18 protein-coding genes are annotated in these 16,338 nt (G+C 41.1%); 13 read left to right on the forward strand and 5 right to left on the reverse strand.

The window, feature by feature from the left end; translation table 11 throughout:
* Positions 1 to 98: 98 nt before the first annotated feature.
* The 7 genes from AC6HZ4_RS06590 to AC6HZ4_RS06620 all read left to right on the forward strand — a co-directional run bounded on the left by AC6HZ4_RS06590 (position 99) and on the right by AC6HZ4_RS06620 (position 7,554).
* Positions 99 to 1,073, forward strand: a complete 975-nt coding sequence (locus AC6HZ4_RS06590) for an NAD(P)H-dependent flavin oxidoreductase (protein ID WP_497494193.1) — start codon at positions 99 to 101, stop codon at positions 1,071 to 1,073.
* Positions 1,074 to 1,665: 592 nt separating this feature from the next.
* Positions 1,666 to 2,613 (forward strand): LipP1 family hormone-sensitive lipase, encoded by a 948-nt coding sequence (gene lipP1 / locus AC6HZ4_RS06595; protein ID WP_497494194.1) that lies wholly within the window; start codon positions 1,666 to 1,668, stop codon positions 2,611 to 2,613.
* A 323-nt stretch (positions 2,614 to 2,936) separates the two neighbouring features.
* Positions 2,937 to 3,770 (forward strand): BglG family transcription antiterminator LicT, encoded by an 834-nt coding sequence (licT, locus tag AC6HZ4_RS06600; RefSeq protein ID WP_497494195.1) that lies wholly within the window; start codon positions 2,937 to 2,939, stop codon positions 3,768 to 3,770.
* A 408-nt stretch (positions 3,771 to 4,178) separates the two neighbouring features.
* A complete protein-coding gene (locus AC6HZ4_RS06605; RefSeq protein WP_497494196.1) occupies positions 4,179 to 4,400 on the forward strand; it encodes a hypothetical protein in 222 nt (73 codons plus the stop codon).
* Positions 4,401 to 4,629: 229 nt separating this feature from the next.
* Positions 4,630 to 5,037, forward strand: a complete 408-nt coding sequence (locus tag AC6HZ4_RS06610; protein WP_497495619.1) for a MerR family transcriptional regulator — start codon at positions 4,630 to 4,632, stop codon at positions 5,035 to 5,037.
* 159 nt (positions 5,038 to 5,196) lie between these two features.
* The gene (locus tag AC6HZ4_RS06615) at positions 5,197 to 6,528 is read left to right on the forward strand and encodes a hemolysin family protein (protein WP_497494197.1); all 1,332 of its coding nucleotides are present in this window, start codon (positions 5,197 to 5,199) and stop codon (positions 6,526 to 6,528) included.
* A gap of 60 nt (positions 6,529 to 6,588) precedes the next feature.
* Positions 6,589 to 7,554 (forward strand): sporulation protein, encoded by a 966-nt coding sequence (locus AC6HZ4_RS06620; protein WP_497494198.1) that lies wholly within the window; start codon positions 6,589 to 6,591, stop codon positions 7,552 to 7,554.
* 207 nt (positions 7,555 to 7,761) lie between these two features.
* On the opposite strand, the gene AC6HZ4_RS06625 is transcribed toward AC6HZ4_RS06620, so the two are convergent.
* From AC6HZ4_RS06625 to AC6HZ4_RS06645, 5 genes are all read right to left on the reverse strand, one after another.
* Positions 7,762 to 8,550, reverse strand: a complete 789-nt coding sequence (locus tag AC6HZ4_RS06625; RefSeq protein WP_497494199.1) for an EcsC family protein — start codon at positions 8,548 to 8,550, stop codon at positions 7,762 to 7,764.
* A 203-nt stretch (positions 8,551 to 8,753) separates the two neighbouring features.
* Positions 8,754 to 8,912 carry a DUF2292 domain-containing protein gene (locus AC6HZ4_RS06630; RefSeq protein ID WP_497494200.1) on the reverse strand — a complete coding sequence of 53 codons (159 nt, stop codon included), beginning with the start codon at positions 8,910 to 8,912 and terminating at the stop codon, positions 8,754 to 8,756.
* Between the two features lie 45 nt (positions 8,913 to 8,957).
* Positions 8,958 to 9,119 carry a Fur-regulated basic protein FbpA gene (locus tag AC6HZ4_RS06635; protein ID WP_497494201.1) on the reverse strand — a complete coding sequence of 54 codons (162 nt, stop codon included), beginning with the start codon at positions 9,117 to 9,119 and terminating at the stop codon, positions 8,958 to 8,960.
* A gap of 268 nt (positions 9,120 to 9,387) precedes the next feature.
* The gene (locus AC6HZ4_RS06640) at positions 9,388 to 9,528 is read right to left on the reverse strand and encodes a DUF2292 domain-containing protein (RefSeq protein ID WP_497494202.1); all 141 of its coding nucleotides are present in this window, start codon (positions 9,526 to 9,528) and stop codon (positions 9,388 to 9,390) included.
* Positions 9,529 to 9,545: 17 nt separating this feature from the next.
* Complete coding sequence (locus AC6HZ4_RS06645) at positions 9,546 to 9,707, reverse strand: Fur-regulated basic protein FbpA (RefSeq protein WP_497494203.1); 162 nt, start codon at positions 9,705 to 9,707, stop codon at positions 9,546 to 9,548.
* Positions 9,708 to 10,303: 596 nt separating this feature from the next.
* On the opposite strand from AC6HZ4_RS06645, the gene AC6HZ4_RS06650 reads away from it, so the two are divergent.
* The 6 genes from AC6HZ4_RS06650 (at position 10,304) to AC6HZ4_RS06675 (ending at position 16,309) form a co-directional block, all read left to right on the forward strand.
* The gene (locus AC6HZ4_RS06650) at positions 10,304 to 11,356 is read left to right on the forward strand and encodes a sulfate ABC transporter substrate-binding protein (protein ID WP_497494204.1); all 1,053 of its coding nucleotides are present in this window, start codon (positions 10,304 to 10,306) and stop codon (positions 11,354 to 11,356) included.
* Positions 11,357 to 11,395: 39 nt separating this feature from the next.
* Positions 11,396 to 12,223: a sulfate ABC transporter permease subunit CysT gene (gene cysT, locus AC6HZ4_RS06655; protein ID WP_497495620.1), complete on the forward strand. Its 828-nt coding sequence runs from the start codon at positions 11,396 to 11,398 to the stop codon at positions 12,221 to 12,223.
* Positions 12,224 to 12,233: 10 nt separating this feature from the next.
* Positions 12,234 to 13,103 (forward strand): sulfate ABC transporter permease subunit CysW, encoded by an 870-nt coding sequence (gene cysW / locus AC6HZ4_RS06660; protein WP_497494205.1) that lies wholly within the window; start codon positions 12,234 to 12,236, stop codon positions 13,101 to 13,103.
* Positions 13,104 to 13,119: 16 nt separating this feature from the next.
* Positions 13,120 to 14,193: a sulfate/molybdate ABC transporter ATP-binding protein gene (locus AC6HZ4_RS06665; RefSeq protein WP_497494206.1), complete on the forward strand. Its 1,074-nt coding sequence runs from the start codon at positions 13,120 to 13,122 to the stop codon at positions 14,191 to 14,193.
* Positions 14,194 to 14,500: 307 nt separating this feature from the next.
* Complete coding sequence (locus AC6HZ4_RS06670) at positions 14,501 to 15,268, forward strand: ABC transporter ATP-binding protein (RefSeq protein WP_497494207.1); 768 nt, start codon at positions 14,501 to 14,503, stop codon at positions 15,266 to 15,268.
* A gap of 15 nt (positions 15,269 to 15,283) precedes the next feature.
* On the forward strand, positions 15,284 to 16,309 hold the full coding sequence (locus AC6HZ4_RS06675) for an aliphatic sulfonate ABC transporter substrate-binding protein (RefSeq protein ID WP_497494208.1): 1,026 nt from the start codon (positions 15,284 to 15,286) through the stop codon (positions 16,307 to 16,309).
* Positions 16,310 to 16,338 lie beyond the last annotated feature (29 nt).

The raw sequence follows: 16,338 nt of genomic DNA on the forward strand, positions 1-16,338 counted from the left end.
TGTTTCATACGGCTTATTGAAACAGGAATTCGCCAGTCTTAGGCGAATACATCACTTGAAAGAAGCAAAGATGCAGGAAGAGAAAGAGGGGAAAAAAAGTGAAGACACGCGTAACACAAATGTTTGGCATTCGATACCCAATTGTGCAGGGGGGCTTGGCCCATCTTGCTTATGCAGACCTGGCTGCGGCTGTTTCAAACGCAGGCGGACTTGGGCAAATTACCGCTATGACACTTGGTACACCAGAAAGGCTTCGAGAAGAAATTCGCAAGGTTCGAAGGCTTACCAGTCAGCCGTTTGGCGTTAATTTTGCCATTGGTGCACATGATGGACAGTATAAGGATTTGCTTGAGACTGCTATTGAGGAAAAGGTACCGGTGCTTTCTATCACCGGTGCAAACCCCGCGCCGATTTTTGAGCGTTTGCAGGGAGAAAATATTCGGACGCTCGTACTTGTCGCAAGTGTTAGACAAGCAAGAAAAGCTGAAGAGCTTGGTGCGGATGCAGTTATGGCTGTTGGACAGGAAGGCGGAGGCCATATAGGACGTGATGATATCGGCACAATGGTGCTCATTCCGCGCGTTGTTGAATCTGTAGCACTTCCAGTACTGGCTAGTGGCGGGATTGGCAATGGCCGAGGTTTATTGGCTGCGCTTGCACTTGGAGCAGAAGGAATTGAGATGGGTACACGCTTTATTGCAACCCAAGAATGTATTCATGCGAATGAAGTATATAAACAGGCGATTGTGAATGCAAAGGAAACAGACACAGTCATTATTAAGAGAACATTAGGAGCACCGGGACGTGTGTTAAAAACAGAATATACGCAAAAGATTATTGCACGGGAACAAGAAGGTGCAACATATGAGGATTTAAAGGACGTGATTAGCGGCAAGGCTAACTGCCGTTATATTTATGAAGGAAATGAAACGGATGGATTTGGCTGGGCTGGACAGGTTGTCGGCCTTATTAATAGTGTTCCTACGGTACAAGAGCTGTTTGATGGGATAATTGCCGAAGCTGAAGAAGGATGTTTGCGTCTTAGCAGAGTTTTTGAAAACATACATAAATAGAGATGCAAATGGCTTGTAAAAGAGCTGATATTCTTTATAGGATATCAGCTTTTTTTGAATGATTCTATTAAACAATCATGTTGATTTTTTAGCAGAAGAAAAAAATACTTGTATGGTTCTTTTTGTGGGTTTCTTGTTCTACTAAAGCACCCGGTTAGTTCAGAAAAGTACTTTATTTCAATTTTTATGGAGCCGTTGAGGAGTCTTTAAACTACTATTTTTCATAGTTTCTTTTAAGAATATCGGGGAGATTGTATAAGGATGTAAAGAAAACGTTGCCATTTTTTGGTTGACAGCCGTATGTTAGCTAGTTATGATGGTAATAATTAACTTCTGAGAAAAACTTGTCCATATATTTTCAAGAGGAGGGGTATATGTATGTTGAGTTTGTAAGTTGTTATGTAAGTATAGAATGTATTGTACGCATATATTTTAGATTACCACATATATGGCCGCCTAGGCAGAATAGTATTCCTCAAAAGACATCGCTTTACGCATCCATTTCACCTTACATCGCCAAGTTCTATCAAATTAGTATCTCATTTTCCTATGATTATCCTAACGTGCGTGAATAATGAAAGGAGTTGTGAGCATGACTTTAAAACCATATGTAAAGGAGTTTCTTCAGTCATTTCCAAAGGAAGTTCCACACAGTCCAATTGATATGGTAAGGCTGCGCGGTATGATGGCTGCGATGCTTCCGCCAGTGGAGTCACGGCCGCCTGTAGAAAAAGTAGAAGACCGCCTTATTCCCGGGCCAGACGGCGCTGTTCCAGTTCGAATGTATACACCTTCTGGAAAAGGCCCTTTCTCCTTATTTATATATATACATGGAGGAGGATGGACAGTCGGAAGTGTTGAAGAATATGATATCACATGCAGGCTGCTCGCTAGGGAGACAGGAGCCAAGGTCATTTCTGTTGAATATCGTTTGGCGCCTGAGCATCCATTTCCAGCGGGGTTGGAGGATTGCTATGCAGCGGCGGAATGGGTGTTTGAGCATGCTGCCGAATTAAACGGGGATCCAGCCAATATCACGATTGGCGGTGATAATGCGGGAGGAAACTTATCGGCAGCTGTAGCGTTCATGGCACGAGACCGGAACAAACCGTTTATCTCTAGACAGGTCCTCATTTATCCTGCTACAGATTACTATCATTATCGTGTCTATTCGGAATATGACTCCATTATTGAAAATGGCGATGGCTACTTTTTAACAAATGTGGACATGTCTTATTTTTGGACGCTCTATTTAGGAGATGAGATTCATGCAGTAAATTATTATGCCTCCCCTATCCGTGCGCGTGAGTTCAGCAATCTGCCGCCAACGCTCCTCATTACCGCTGAATATGACCCGCTGCGCGACGAAGGGGAGCTGTATGGAGAAAAGCTTCGACAGGCTGGTGTGCATGTAGATGCTAAACGATTTGATGGTACCATCCACGGTTTTGTTTCTCTATTTCCGAATCAAGAGGATGGAAGAGAAGCGATGCGGTTGATTAGAGATTTTGTGAATAAGCCGTTTGTAATGCAGAAATAAATAGCTTAGGCGTAAAACCTAAATCGTTTTCTTGTTAGAGAGAACAATTTAGGTTTTTTTCATAAATCTAGGAAAGTAAAGAATGCATATAGCTATAATTACGGAGTAGCGTAACACTAATGATCTAGTATAGAGCTTTTTCGTGGGATAAAACAGAAAGATTCTTTACAGGATAGAATGAAAACGATTTTAAAAACAGTTGCTATTCCCCTCCCCTAATGATAAATTAAAGCTATTCTTACCATGAAGGATTGTTACTGGTCAAGCAGGCAAAACCTTAACCATTATTCTTTATATACTTACTATTCATAAAGGTGATCTCAATGAAAATCGCAAAGGTAATCAATAACAATGTTATTAGTGTTTTCAATGATCAAAACGAGGAATTGGTCATAATGGGGAGGGGGCTTGCGTTTCAGAAAAAACCAGGGGATCCAGTCGATGAGGAACGGATTGAGAAGGTGTTCTCATTAAAAAATAAAGACATCTCAGAAAAATTTAAAACGCTTTTATACGAAATTCCGATGGAGTACATGGAGGTTTCTGAGGAAATTATCCAGTCTGCCAAAACAAGGCTTGGCAGAGAGCTAAATGACAGCATTTATGTGTCTCTAACAGATCATATCCATTTTGCCATTGAACGAAATAAAAAGGGGATGGATATTAAAAATGCGTTGCTTTGGGAAATTAAGCGCTTGTATAAAGACGAATTTTCTATTGGGAAAGAGGCTTTGACTAAAATAGAAAAGAAGCTTGGTATTACTCTTCCTGAGGATGAGGCTGGCTTTATTGCCATGCATATTGTGAATGCTGAGCTGAATGAAGAGATGCCAAATATCATAAATATTACGAAGGTAATGCAGGATATTTTAAATATCGTTAAGTATCACTTTAAAATTCAGTTTGATGAGGAGTCACTGAACTATTATCGCTTTGTTACGCATTTAAAATTCTTTGCACAACGGCTGTTTGGCAAAACGTATATGGAAGATCAGGATGACTTTTTATTTGAAGCGGTGAAGCATAAGCATAAAGAAGCATTTGAGTGTACAGAAAAAATCAACGACTATATTAAAAAGCAGCATGCGTATGAATTGACGAATGAAGAAAAGCTGTACTTGACAATTCATATTGAACGGGTTGTAAATCGAAAGTAAGTCAGGTGCATTTTGAAAAAGCTTTTTCGAGAAGAAAGAAAGCGTTAACAATCCTTTGTAAGCATGTTAAATTGTACTCATAATTTAAATATCTGATTCATTTTAGGATTGTTACTGGTTAGGCAGGCAAAACCTGAATTGGTGCTTCGTAATCGGGGATTTTATTGTCCGATGGCATCAGTTCAGGTTTTTCTTTTTACACTTTAGGAGTATAAAATTTCAGCTAGGAGTGAATTCGATGTAGTAGGAAGTTTTAGGAATAAAGTATAAGGGCAGCTATGCCTGTGTCTTCGCCTAACGGCTCGACAATCGGCGAGTTTTCTTTAGAACAGATGTACCCGCACTTTTTATTTAGTTGGATAGCAGTAATTTTAAAAAGAAAGTCTAATCACAAAAGGAGTGTAGAACATGAGCTATAATGGTTTAGCAAAGGATATTGTTAGACTTGTTGGCGGTGAGCAAAATGTATCCAGCCTTGAGCATAAAATCTGTTATAAGTATGGAAAAGAGGTTCCTGATTATATTCTTCAAGAACTGCTGGAGGCTTCGCTTGCTGTCGGAAAGCTTGATGCAAGATATCTTCCATTAGGAAAGAGATTGATATGCTTGAACAAACAAGAGAACAAATGATGCTGCAGGGCTAAATAAGCACATACAGTACTTTGCTAAAATGTTATGATTGTAAATATACATTAGGAGGAAGACACCTCTGTGTTAGAAAGCAGGTATCTTTTTTACTTTGCACGGATTTTTCGAGTTCATAAAACCTTATCTAAAAACCTAAACGTTTGACTGTACGGTTTGTGTTATGTTATGATAATGCCAATAGATGCATAAAGGAGGTTATCTACTTGGGAACGTGTACCGAATTGGAGAGCTAGCACGGCTAGCCCGTGTTTCAAGACGAACGATCGATTATTATACGAATCTAGGCTTATTGAAAGCAGAGCGTTCGGATTCCAATTACCGATATTATAATGAAGCGGCGCTTGATACATTGAAATATATTGAGAGTTATAAGAAGATGCATGTACCGCTTTGTGAGATTAAAGAGTTGCTGCATCGGCAGCAAGGGAACCAACATGATGATATAGTAATGGAGCAAATTGGTGAGATTTCAAAGCATTTGCATGAAATCGAACGTGAATTGCTGCAAATTCGTCCATTATTGAGCTCCTTGCCAGATGACCAAAAGCAGCTGCTGAGACAGCATTTGTCTGCACAAACATCGGCGTTGATGCACACATTGTTAGGATTGCTTGCATAAAGGGAATACCAAGTAAGTATTTTTTTAGATAGAGATTGCGTCTCCTTAAACATACCAAGATTTTCTTCAAGGGAAGCGACAAAAAGAATAACCAAGAAAGATAAAATAGAGAAAACAGGGAGGTGGACACCTTAGCTGGTTATCAGCTAAGGGATGTTCTTGGAGATATTTAATTTAGTCATGATTGCAATTTTAATCGCTCTCACAGGCTTTTTCGTGGCAGCGGAGTTTGCCGTGGTAAAGGTGCGCAGCAGCCGAATTGACCAGCTTGTTGCTGAAGGAAGAAGGGGAGCTTTATCCGCGAAACACGTTACAACCCATCTAGATGAGTATTTATCAGCCTGCCAGCTTGGCATCACTGTAACAGCGCTTGGACTCGGATGGTTAGGGGAACCAACTGTCCATCATATGCTGGAGCCGCTGTTTCAAAATTTAAATGTATCTGATGCGGTTGCAGGTATGATTGCTTTTATTGTTGCCTTTTCACTTGTCACATTCCTGCATGTTGTTGTTGGTGAGCTGGCGCCAAAGACGGTAGCAATTCAAAAAGCTGAGCTGGTTACACTGCTGTTTGCTCGTCCGCTTATTATTTTCTATAAAATTGCCTACCCATTTATTTGGATTTTAAACGGTTCAGCGCGTGTTTTTGTCGGATGGTTCGGGCTAAAACCAGCCTCTGAGCATGAAGCGGTACACTCGGAAGAGGAATTGCGTCTCATTTTATCAGAAAGCTATGAGAGCGGAGAAATCAATCAGGCTGAGTACAAATATGTGAACAACATATTTGAATTTGATAATCGCATTGCAAAGGAAATTATGGTTCCGCGTACAGAAATTGTTGGTCTATATGCAGATGATCCGATAGAAGAGCATATGAATCTCATTAAGACTGAGAAGTATACACGTTATCCTGTTTTTGGCGAAGATAAGGATGATATCATTGGCATGGTCAATGTTAAGGATTTCTTCATTCGCTATACAGACCGCTTACAAACAGAGCCGCAATCGATCCGGGACTTTATGCGTCCTGTTATTGAAGTCATGGAAACCATTCCAATTCATGATTTGTTGCTTGAGATGCAAAAGAGACGGATTGCCCTAGCAATTTTATATGATGAATACGGCGGAACAGCTGGTTTAGTCACGCTTGAAGATATTTTAGAAGAAATCGTTGGAGAAATTCGCGACGAGTATGATGAAGATGAAAAACCGCCTGTACAGCATATTGATGAGTATCATAAAATCGTAGACGGCAAAGTGCTCATTAGTGACGTGAATGATTTGTTTGGAATTCATATCGCTGATGAAGATGTCGACACAATTGGCGGCTGGATTATGACGCAAAACCATGAGATTGAGCAAGGACAATCTATTCGGATGGATGATTACGAGTTTAAGGTGTTAGAGAAGGATGTTCATCAAGTGAAGCTTGTGGAAATTTTTCGTCAGGAGAAGCAGGAACAACAAGAGGAGCAAGCAGCGACTATATAGGGCTGCTGCCTGCTCTCACTACATATATAACTCTACAATTTATAAGAAGGAGAGATGGAGATGTTTAAGAAGTTTCTAGCGCGTTTAGGAAAAGGAGCTGCAACTGTTGATTTGCGTTTTGAAGGTCGCCCGTATCGTGCAAATGAAGCTGTGCAGGGGGAGGTTGTGATTCAAGGCGGAGAAGTAGAACAAAAAATTAATCATCTAGCAGCAAGGCTGATGATGAGTGTTAACACAAAGCAAGGAACTGTTACACGCGAGGTCACAACAATTCCGCTTAGCGGCACATTTACAATTTTTCCGAAGGAACAGAAGGTCATTCCGTTTACCTATATAGTTCCAACAAATTTGCCTGTTTCTAGAGGAACAGTTTCCTATTATTTTGATACACATTTAGATATTGACGGTGGTGTAGATCGTACCGATCTTGATCGTCTTATTATTGAAGTTCCAAAGGATGTACAAGCTGTGTTTCAAGCGCTCGGGCAGCTTGGATTCAGCGAAAAGCCGGGTTCCGGTAAGCTGGACAGCTATGGTCAAGAATTCGCGTTTTTCCCAACAACATTGTTTGCGGGACAGGTAAGCGAGGTAGAGCTTCGTTTTGCTTCTGAAGCAACAGGCTTACGCATCTGGATGGAAGTGGACTGCCGCGGCGGCTATCGTGAAGTAGAGGCTAAGCGAGAGTTATTTTTAGACCAAGATACGCTGCAAGATGCTCAGGCAGTGCTGGATGTACTGAAACAATCTATTCTAGAAGCGGTGGAGCAGCCGCATAGCTTTATGCATCCATTCTCTTATGAGCAATACGGACGCCATGGCCATTATGGACACGGCCATCACGGCAGCCCGATTGCCGGCATGATTGGCGGTATGGCAATTGGAATTTTGGGAGCTGTGCTGCTAGAAGAAATGATGAGCGAAGCGATGGAAGCGGCAGGAGAAGCGCTTGGCTTGGAGGAAGAGGAATTTGCAGAAGGAGAATCCGGTTTTGGTGACTTCTTCGGCGGAGATGACGGAGAATTTTAAGCGGATATATTTTACTAATTGTAAATGCAGCGTACTGCACAACCTACAGTAAGGATGCAAGCAAAGCTGTAAAGCAACAATAATTAAAACGGAAAAACCTCTAAGCTTAGCGCTTGGAGGTTTTTGGTTTATCCTTATAATGTTCCAGCTAGAAGACTATCCGATGCAGTCTCCTCTCGTAGTAAAGAAGAGGCATGAAAGCTCTTCTTATTTGACTAGTTCAGGCAATCGTTCTAAAATCCTTCTTTTTTTATAAAGCATTCTTCCGGTTTCCGCGATCTCCTGAATGGTTTTTCGGTTCAGATAGGCCCCAAATACCATTCCTGCCACTGGAACGAGCTGAAATAGCTTTTTCCACCCGTAGTTATCGCGGTATACAGTAATGACTTCGCGCCAGGATGCAACTTGGGAAATGCCATCCTGTTGATGTGCGCGGTTATCAAAGTTCTGAAGCTCCTTTAAAATGGTCTGTTTACCGACAATATCAGAGGAGGAAAACTGCAGACATTTCACAATAAACAATCGTTCTGTCTCATCATGGGGGTCATACCCATAGCAGATTGCCATTTCTTGGAGAACATTTAACGACATACCAAGTACGGCCGGTATATCAATTGTTAATGTGAAAATTCCGCCGAACCCAGTTGTCGCCCCTTGAGCTGTTGCTAATCTTTTCCGCGATTGCGCAATTTCCTGGGCAACACGATCAATATCGCGAAGCGGCAAATGACGAACATCCTCTAGGGAAATATTTGCTCCAAACTTCTTTAGCGTTGCTTCCTTGCTTACAAGATATTGGCTTCCGGTATGAATGTACTGAACCAACTCATCAAGTACAGCATTTACCTTTTGATGAAGGAATTTCGGTGTGAGCTTATCTAAGATTGCAAACGGAATTTTCCCCCATTTCTCCCAGAACCAAAGGTCTTCCTGTTCCTGCTCCCACTGTTTGATTTCTTGCAATTGCTGTAACAGCTCTTCATTTTGCTCTCGCATTGATCTTCTCCTTAGCCTCATTCATATTACTATTGTAACCTATTTGATAGCTTTTATTGTGAAATTTACTGCAAAATCCTGGTGAATGTTTTTAGAAGAAAGCTTTTCTAAATGTATGGTTGATTTGAAATGAAATATTTAGAGAGTAGTAGAAGAGCGTGAACTTACGGGCTATGTTGATTATGATACATTATATATAGCCTCTACTTGGATAGCCGATGCTTTTCTGTTACATCCAATTGGATAATTCTTCCGTCTTGGATAATTCTTCCGTCTTGGATAATGATTGTCACGGAGCCATACTGGATTTTTTCTAGTAACGATAGGATGTAATCTGCTTTTTCTTGATTAGTTTTTATCATTATATATCCCTCCCAATTGTGAGCTGTTTTCCTAAGAATTTCAAATTACCTTTTCATGCTTTTGACGAACTTATATTCCTGTTCAAGGTCACTCAATGTCCATCTAAAAAGATGCTTAGAATCTTTTCTATACATGCCTGATGCAATGAGTTGATGAATCAAGTATTGTTTTCGTTTTTCTAAAGCGCGGCGAAGCAAATTGCTCATTTTAAGACACATCCAATCACTAAAAAGTATCTCTTTACAAAAGAGTCAATTCAGCAAGACGAGACTTAAGACTTGAAATTCTCAATTTTGTGAAGCAATCAGCGAGTATAGCTTATATAATAAATTTACTATTCCGATGGATAAAGTCTGTTTTTGGCGTGTATGGATGACTCTCCAGTGACCTGATTGAAACTAAACGATACAAAGGGCGCCTAATAAATGTATGTTTATAAATTTGTAGATTAGTGTATTGCATGAAATCTATCTTCTACTTGGATAAACGATGCTTCTCGATTACATCCAATTGCACAATCTTTTCATCGTGAATGACGATTGTTACAGAGCCGTATTTGATTCTTTCCAGTAACTCTAGAATATAGTTTATCTTTTCTTGATTGATCTCTGCCATGATGTGTTTCCCCCTTATTATCTTTTTTTCTTTCTCATACATTTGTATTCTCTTTCAAGGTCACTCAGCTTCCATTCAAAGAGGTGCTTAGATCCTTTTTTATAAACACCTGATGCAATCAATTGATCAATTAAGTATTGTTTTCGTTTTTCCAAAGCATTGCGGAACTCATTACTCATTTTATAACGCGTCCCATCGTAAAAATGTGTACCTTCAAGCTTCTCTTCGAAGCAGAATCATGTCCTCCAGATTGTATTGTCATGTTATCCCTCCTCGTGTCTCTATGCCCTATGTCTCATATAGGTCGAAGTAAATCTGGGATAAACTCCATAAGGCACCTACATGTGAATATGGCTCAGTGCCTTTGGTAGACCAATCAGCAAATATGGTGTAACACCATACTAAAGTGTATTATTCCTATAAGTCAAGTGTGTTTTTGGTTAATTGAAAGTGATTTTTTGTAAATGTTTCCATTTTTATATGAACACTATTTTTCATTACAATAAGTTTCTTGTTTAGGAGGCTAAATGAAAAGTAGAGCTCCATGAAAAAAGTGTATGTTAGGATCTTTTAAACGAGAATGACTTTAATCCGCTTTTTTAATATTTAATTCTTAGTTGACATATGTGAATAGTATGTATAAAATGAGTGACAGCGATAGAATATTTAGAAAACATTTAAAATTGCATAGGCCGATCAGACGACTGAAGGCACACGACATTTGCTCCATAGGGCTTGTTGTGTGCTTTTTGTTATATAAAAAGGGGGAACTTATATGAAATTATGGAAGAAAAAACCAATCGTACAGCAGGCAGGCATCCTACTTTCTGCATTTGTTTTGCTGTCAGGCTGCTCATCCGAGACAACAGGAGGTACAGCGGAACAGGGAAAGGCGAAGTCAATTGAGCTGCTCAACGTATCATATGATCCAACACGTGAGCTGTATCAAGAGTTTAATAAGGAGTTTGCAGCATATTGGAAAGAAAAATCAGGGCAGACCGTTACGGTGAAGCAATCACACGGCGGCTCAGGAAGTCAGGCCCGCTCTGTTATTGATGGTTTAGAAGCAGATGTTGTAACATTGGCGCTTGCCTATGATATCGATGCAATCAGCCAGCAAAAGCTGCTTTCGGACGATTGGCAGAAGCTTTTGCCAAATAACTCCACTCCATACACATCAACAATCGTGTTCCTGGTGAGAAAAGGAAATCCAAAAGGAATTAAGGATTGGGATGATTTAACGAAAAACGGGGTATCTGTTATCACACCAAACCCGAAAACGTCAGGCGGTGCTCGTTGGAACTACTTAGCAGCTTGGGGATATGCGCTGAAGCAATATGGAAATAGCGATGAAAAAGCAAAGGAATTTGTAAAAAATATTTACAAAAATGTTCAAGTATTGGATTCTGGAGCGCGGGGCGCAACGACTACTTTTGTAGAAAAGGGAATCGGTGATGTTTTAATTGCTTGGGAGAATGAAGCGTTGCTGTCACAAAAGGAATTGGGGAAAGACAAATTTGAAATTGTGACTCCATCTATTAGTATTCTTGCTGAGCCGCCAGTAGCTGTTGTAGATAAGGTAGTGGACAAAAAAGGGACACGCAAAGCAGCTGAAGCGTATGTGAATTATTTGTACACAGAAAAAGGGCAGGAGATTGCAGCAAAGAACTTCTATCGTCCACGTAATGAGAAGGTAGCCGAGAAATACGCATCCCAATTTCCAAAGGTACAATTATTTACAGTAGATGAACTATTCGGCGGATGGAAGGAAGCGCAAGAAAAACATTTTAATGATGGCGGCGTGTTTGATTCTATTTACCAAAAATAAAAAGAGCTATTGTGCTCCATGAGGTGAACAAAGGTGAACATACACAGAAAAACACATCGAAGGATTTTGCCGGGTTTTGGTCTTTCATTTGGTTTTACCACATTATATTTGAGCTTATTTGTGCTAATCCCGCTGTCTATGGTATTTATTGAAACCTCACAGCTTGGGTGGAGTAAATTTTTTCAGGCTGTGACAAGTGAACGAGTCCTGCATTCCTATAAGGTCAGCTTCGGGACTGCACTTGCAGCAGCATGTATTAATGCGGTATTTGGTCTATTAATTGCCTGGGTATTGGTTCGCTACCCTTTCCCAGGCAAGCGCCTGCTGGATGGATTCATAGATTTACCGTTTGCTTTGCCAACTGCAGTAGCGGGGATTACACTGACAACGCTGTATTCGCCGAACGGATGGATTGGGAAGCTTCTTCCTATTAAGGTTGCCTTTACTCCGCTTGGTATTACAATTGCCTTAGCATTCATCGGACTTCCCTTTGTAGTGCGTATGGTTCAGCCGGTTTTGGAGAATATCGGGAGGGAAGTGGAGGAAGCAGCAGCTAGTTTAGGAGCTTCTCGCTTGCAAATTTTTTGTAAAGTTATTTTCCCTGAAATTTTTCCTGCTGTATTAGCTGGCTTTTCATTAGCGTTTGCACGCGGCTTAGGGGAGTACGGATCTGTTGTTTTCATTGCAGGGAATATGCCGATGAAGACGGAGATTGCTCCGCTTATGATTATGACGAAGCTTGAGCAGTACGACTATGCGGGAGCGACGGCGATTGCAGTTGTGATGCTGCTTGTTTCCTTGCTGTTTTTATTTTTGATTAATCTGCTCCAAACATGGAGCCGTAAGCACGAGATTGGAAACGAATAGGAGGAGGAGTATGGAGCTTGCAGCATCAAAGCCGGCGAAACAAATAGCGCCGGCAGCTCGTCAAACAACAAACGAGCCTAAATTTGTTAGGATTATCCTTATTTCGGTAGCAATTATGTACTTATCTTTATTTCTTTTTCTTCCACTCCTTACTATTTTTATAAAGGCCTTCGAGCAGGGGCTGGCCGTATATGAAGCTGCAGTGACAGAAAGTGATGCTCTTGCTGCTATTCGCCTCACTATCATAGTTACATTGATCGTCATACCGCTGAATACCATTTTTGGAGTAGCAGCGGCATGGCTGATTACAAAATTTCGCTTTAGGGGAAAGCAGCTGCTTTTGTCACTTATTGAATTACCTTTTGCGGTTTCACCTGTTATTGCCGGTTTGGTATTTGTATTGTTATGCAGCCCGCGCGGCGTATTGGGTCCGTGGCTTGTAGAGCACGGAGTGAAGATTATTTTCTCGGTGCCCGGCATTGTGATTGCAACTATATTTGTTACGCTTCCTTTTGTTGCCCGTGAGCTGATTCCAATTATGCAATCTCAAGGAACGTCAGAGGAGGAAGCCGCAATTTCGCTTGGGGCAAACGGTTGGTATATGTTCTTTCGGGTTACGCTTCCAAATATCAAATGGGGATTGTTATATGGAATGATTTTGTGCAATGCACGAGCAATTGGTGAATTCGGAGCAGTTTCTGTTGTGTCTGGACATATACGCGGGATGACGATTACAATGCCGCTGCATATTGAAATTTTATATAATGAATATCAATTTTCTGCCTCGTTTGCCGTGGCCTCTTTAATGTCGCTTATGGCGCTTGTTACTCTTATTATTAAGAGCTGGATTGAGTGGCAGACAGAGAATCGGGAAGAGTGAGGAAGGAGAACAATCGATGACAATTCAAATTCGAAACGTATCAAAGCAATATGGAGCATTTCAAGCGTTGACAGATATTGATTTAGATATTCCAAAGGGAGAACTCGTTGCATTATTAGGACCTTCCGGTTCAGGAAAAACAACGTTGCTTCGCATCATTGCAGGTTTAGAAGCGGCAGACAAAGGATCTGTCTCATTTGATGGGGAAGACTTGACTGATGTTCATGTCAAGCATCGCGAGGTCGGCTTTGTTTTTCAGCATTATGCCTTGTTTAAGCATATGAATGTGTTTGAAAATATCGCATTTGGACTAAAAGCCCGAAAGCGGAGACTGAGGCCGTCCGCGGCCGTAATTGAGGGGAAAGTAAACGAGCTGCTTCGTTTGGTGAAGCTGGATGGCCTTTCCAATCGCTATCCTGCACAACTTTCAGGCGGACAGCGGCAGCGTGTTGCTCTTGCACGGGCACTCGCAGTAGAACCGAAGATTTTGCTGCTTGATGAGCCCTTTGGTGCATTAGATGCGAAGGTACGTAAAGAGCTGCGCCGCTGGCTGCGGAAGCTGCATGATGAGTTTCATATCACAAGTGTATTTGTGACGCATGATCAAGAGGAGGCATTGGATGTAGCGGATCGGATTGTTGTGATGAATGAAGGAAAGATTGAGCAGCTGGGTACACCGGATGAGGTGTATGATCATCCTGCTAGTCCGTTTGTATATGACTTTCTGGGAAGCGTTAATCTATTTCGAGGTCGTCTGCATCACGGCAAGCTGAATCTTGGTTCCGCACAGCTAGAAGCACCGGAGCATTCACACGTCTTAGATACAGACGCTATTGGCTATGTTCGGCCGCATCATTTGTCAATTGAACGCATAAAGCAAAGCGAGGATGCCATTCCTGCGACAGTTTTCTATTCGCACGCCATTGGTCCTGTTGTGCATATTGAGCTAAAGCGAGAGGATACGAATGAGTATGTGGAGGCAGAAATTAGCAAAGAGAGGTTTGCTAAGCTGCAGCTCCAAGTTGGCGAGGTTGTATACGTTCGTCCAAAGGAAGTGAAAGTATTTGTGCCAGAGGACTTTGTCATATAAAGTGTGAATACTAGACTATGAAACTAATTCTTACATTTGTGGAAAATTATTTAAAATCATAGTTGACTTATAGGAGTAATGCGTAATATTATTGTCAACAAGATAACAATATTTCATCTGACTGATCGGAAAAACCGAAGGTCCTTAACGCTAAGATAAAAAGGTTAAGGGCCTTTTTTGTTCCCTTAATCCGAGTTATCAGATAGGAAAATGTTATTTAGAGAAGAGGCGACTTAGAATGTGCGAAGACAGATGTTTACTATTGTAAGAGAACAGTTAATCTATTTTTGTAGGGAGGGAGAAGAAAGTGAGCGTTTCGATTACGTCATTATATAAAACATTTGTGAAGTCCAAAAGGCAAACAAAGGTACTACAGGATATTAATTTACAAGTAAAGCAAGGGGAATTTGTTACCATTATTGGACCTAGCGGGTGCGGCAAGAGCACATTGCTGAAGCTGATTGCGGGTTTGGATCATGAGTTTGAAGGAGCGATTCACCTGGGTGACCAGCCAATTACAGGGCCAAGCATCAAACAAGGATTTATTTTTCAGGAGCATCGTCTTTTTCCCTGGTTAACAGTAGAAAAAAACATTGCTGCCGACTTACCACTAAAGGATCCTAAGGTGCGAGGCAGGGTGGATGAGCTCATTGAACTTGTAAGATTGAAAGGCTTTGAGAAGGCATACCCAAAGGAGATATCTGGAGGAATGTCACAGCGGGTAGCGATTGCAAGAGCATTATTGCGAGATCCAGAGGTGCTGCTGTTGGATGAACCGTTCGGTGCACTCGATGCATTTACAAGGACGCACTTGCAGGATGCATTGCTTGAGATTTGGCAGCAAAAGAAAACGACGATGATCCTCGTGACGCATGATTTGGATGAATCTATTTATCTCGCTGACCGCATTGTCATTATGAGCGCAAGACCAGGCAAAATTAGCAATATTATCTCGGTTGATTTACCGCATCCTCGGAAAAGAGCGAGTCGTTCCTTCCAGGAGTTTAGGCAAAAAGTACTAAGTGAATTTGAAAAAGTAGAAGAGCTTCAGCTCATTGAAGGCTCTGGTATTTAGGAGAGGATGAAGAATATGATTCGAAACATAAAGCTTTCTATTTTCATACTAGCAGCAATGATTGCGGTTATTCTAGCTGGTTGTGCTTCAAAAGAGACAACGGCAACCGAAAAAAAGGGGAATAAGGAAAATCTTACAGTGAATATTGGGATTCAGCAAAGCCTAGGGCCTTTATTAATTGCGAAGGAGAAGGGCTGGTTTGAAGAAGAATTTGCGAAGGTCGGGGTTAAAGTAAAATGGACAGTATTCCAAAGCGGTCCTCCCCATTTCGAAGCATTAGCAGCGAACCGGTTAGACTTTGGTGCAGTAGGAAATTCACCGGTGATTGCCGGTCAAGCCGCAAATATCCAATTCAAGGAAATTGCACTTGCAAGCGATGGATTAAAAGGAAATGCAATTCTTGTTCGCAAGGACAGTCCAATTCAAACGTTAGAAGATTTAAAAGGGAAAAAGATTGCAGTAGCTAAAGGAAGCAGCGGATTCAATTTATTATATCGTGCGTTAGATAAAGCTGGCATAAAACCAAAGGATGCTAAAATTATTCAATTACAACCGGATGAAGCACAGCCCGCATTTGAAACAGGAGCGGTAGATGCTTGGTCGATTTGGGAGCCTTTTGTTTCGTTACAAACTATACAGAAAGATGCAAGAGTATTGGCAGATGGCTCATCCTTAAATGTGTACTCCCCGGGCTTTGTAATTGCGCGGACAGAATTTACAAAGGAACATCCTGAGCACGTTGTACGCTTTCTAAAGGTATACGAGAAAGCACGTCTTTTTGAAAAAGAACACCGTACTGAAGCGATTGAATTGTATGCAAATGCGAAAAAAATTGATAAGGATATTGTGCGTCAAGTACTTGAAAACAACGAAGCCTTGAACCTGCCGATTACAGAGGAAATTATACAAGCACAGCAGGCTACTGCAGACTTCCAGTATTCTCTTCAGGCTATTACGAAGAAAATTGACGTATCCCAGATAGTTGATAATTCTTATATTAAGCAGGCATTACAGGAAGTAAAGGAAGAACAAAATAAGTGAGGTGATGCAGGGTGAGTAAAGTCAAAACA

Source organism: Ectobacillus sp. OTK, assembly GCF_059698935.1.

Excerpts from the sequence above, each read along its gene's own strand:
- lipP1 (WP_497494194.1), top strand. The coding sequence starts at position 1,666 with ATGACTTTAAAACCATATGTAAAGGAGTTTCTTCAGTCATTTCCAAAG.
- licT (WP_497494195.1), top strand. The coding sequence starts at position 2,937 with ATGAAAATCGCAAAGGTAATCAATAACAATGTTATTAGTGTTTTCAAT.
- AC6HZ4_RS06605 (WP_497494196.1), top strand. The coding sequence starts at position 4,179 with ATGAGCTATAATGGTTTAGCAAAGGATATTGTTAGACTTGTTGGCGGT.
- AC6HZ4_RS06620 (WP_497494198.1), top strand. The coding sequence starts at position 6,589 with ATGTTTAAGAAGTTTCTAGCGCGTTTAGGAAAAGGAGCTGCAACTGTT.
- AC6HZ4_RS06625 (WP_497494199.1), bottom strand. The coding sequence starts at position 8,550 with ATGCGAGAGCAAAATGAAGAGCTGTTACAGCAATTGCAAGAAATCAAA.
- AC6HZ4_RS06630 (WP_497494200.1), bottom strand. The coding sequence starts at position 8,912 with ATGATAAAAACTAATCAAGAAAAAGCAGATTACATCCTATCGTTACTA.
- AC6HZ4_RS06635 (WP_497494201.1), bottom strand. The coding sequence starts at position 9,119 with ATGAGCAATTTGCTTCGCCGCGCTTTAGAAAAACGAAAACAATACTTG.
- AC6HZ4_RS06640 (WP_497494202.1), bottom strand. The coding sequence starts at position 9,528 with ATGGCAGAGATCAATCAAGAAAAGATAAACTATATTCTAGAGTTACTG.
- AC6HZ4_RS06645 (WP_497494203.1), bottom strand. The coding sequence starts at position 9,707 with ATGAGTAATGAGTTCCGCAATGCTTTGGAAAAACGAAAACAATACTTA.
- AC6HZ4_RS06650 (WP_497494204.1), top strand. The coding sequence starts at position 10,304 with ATGAAATTATGGAAGAAAAAACCAATCGTACAGCAGGCAGGCATCCTA.
- cysW (WP_497494205.1), top strand. The coding sequence starts at position 12,234 with ATGGAGCTTGCAGCATCAAAGCCGGCGAAACAAATAGCGCCGGCAGCT.
- AC6HZ4_RS06665 (WP_497494206.1), top strand. The coding sequence starts at position 13,120 with ATGACAATTCAAATTCGAAACGTATCAAAGCAATATGGAGCATTTCAA.
- AC6HZ4_RS06675 (WP_497494208.1), top strand. The coding sequence starts at position 15,284 with ATGATTCGAAACATAAAGCTTTCTATTTTCATACTAGCAGCAATGATT.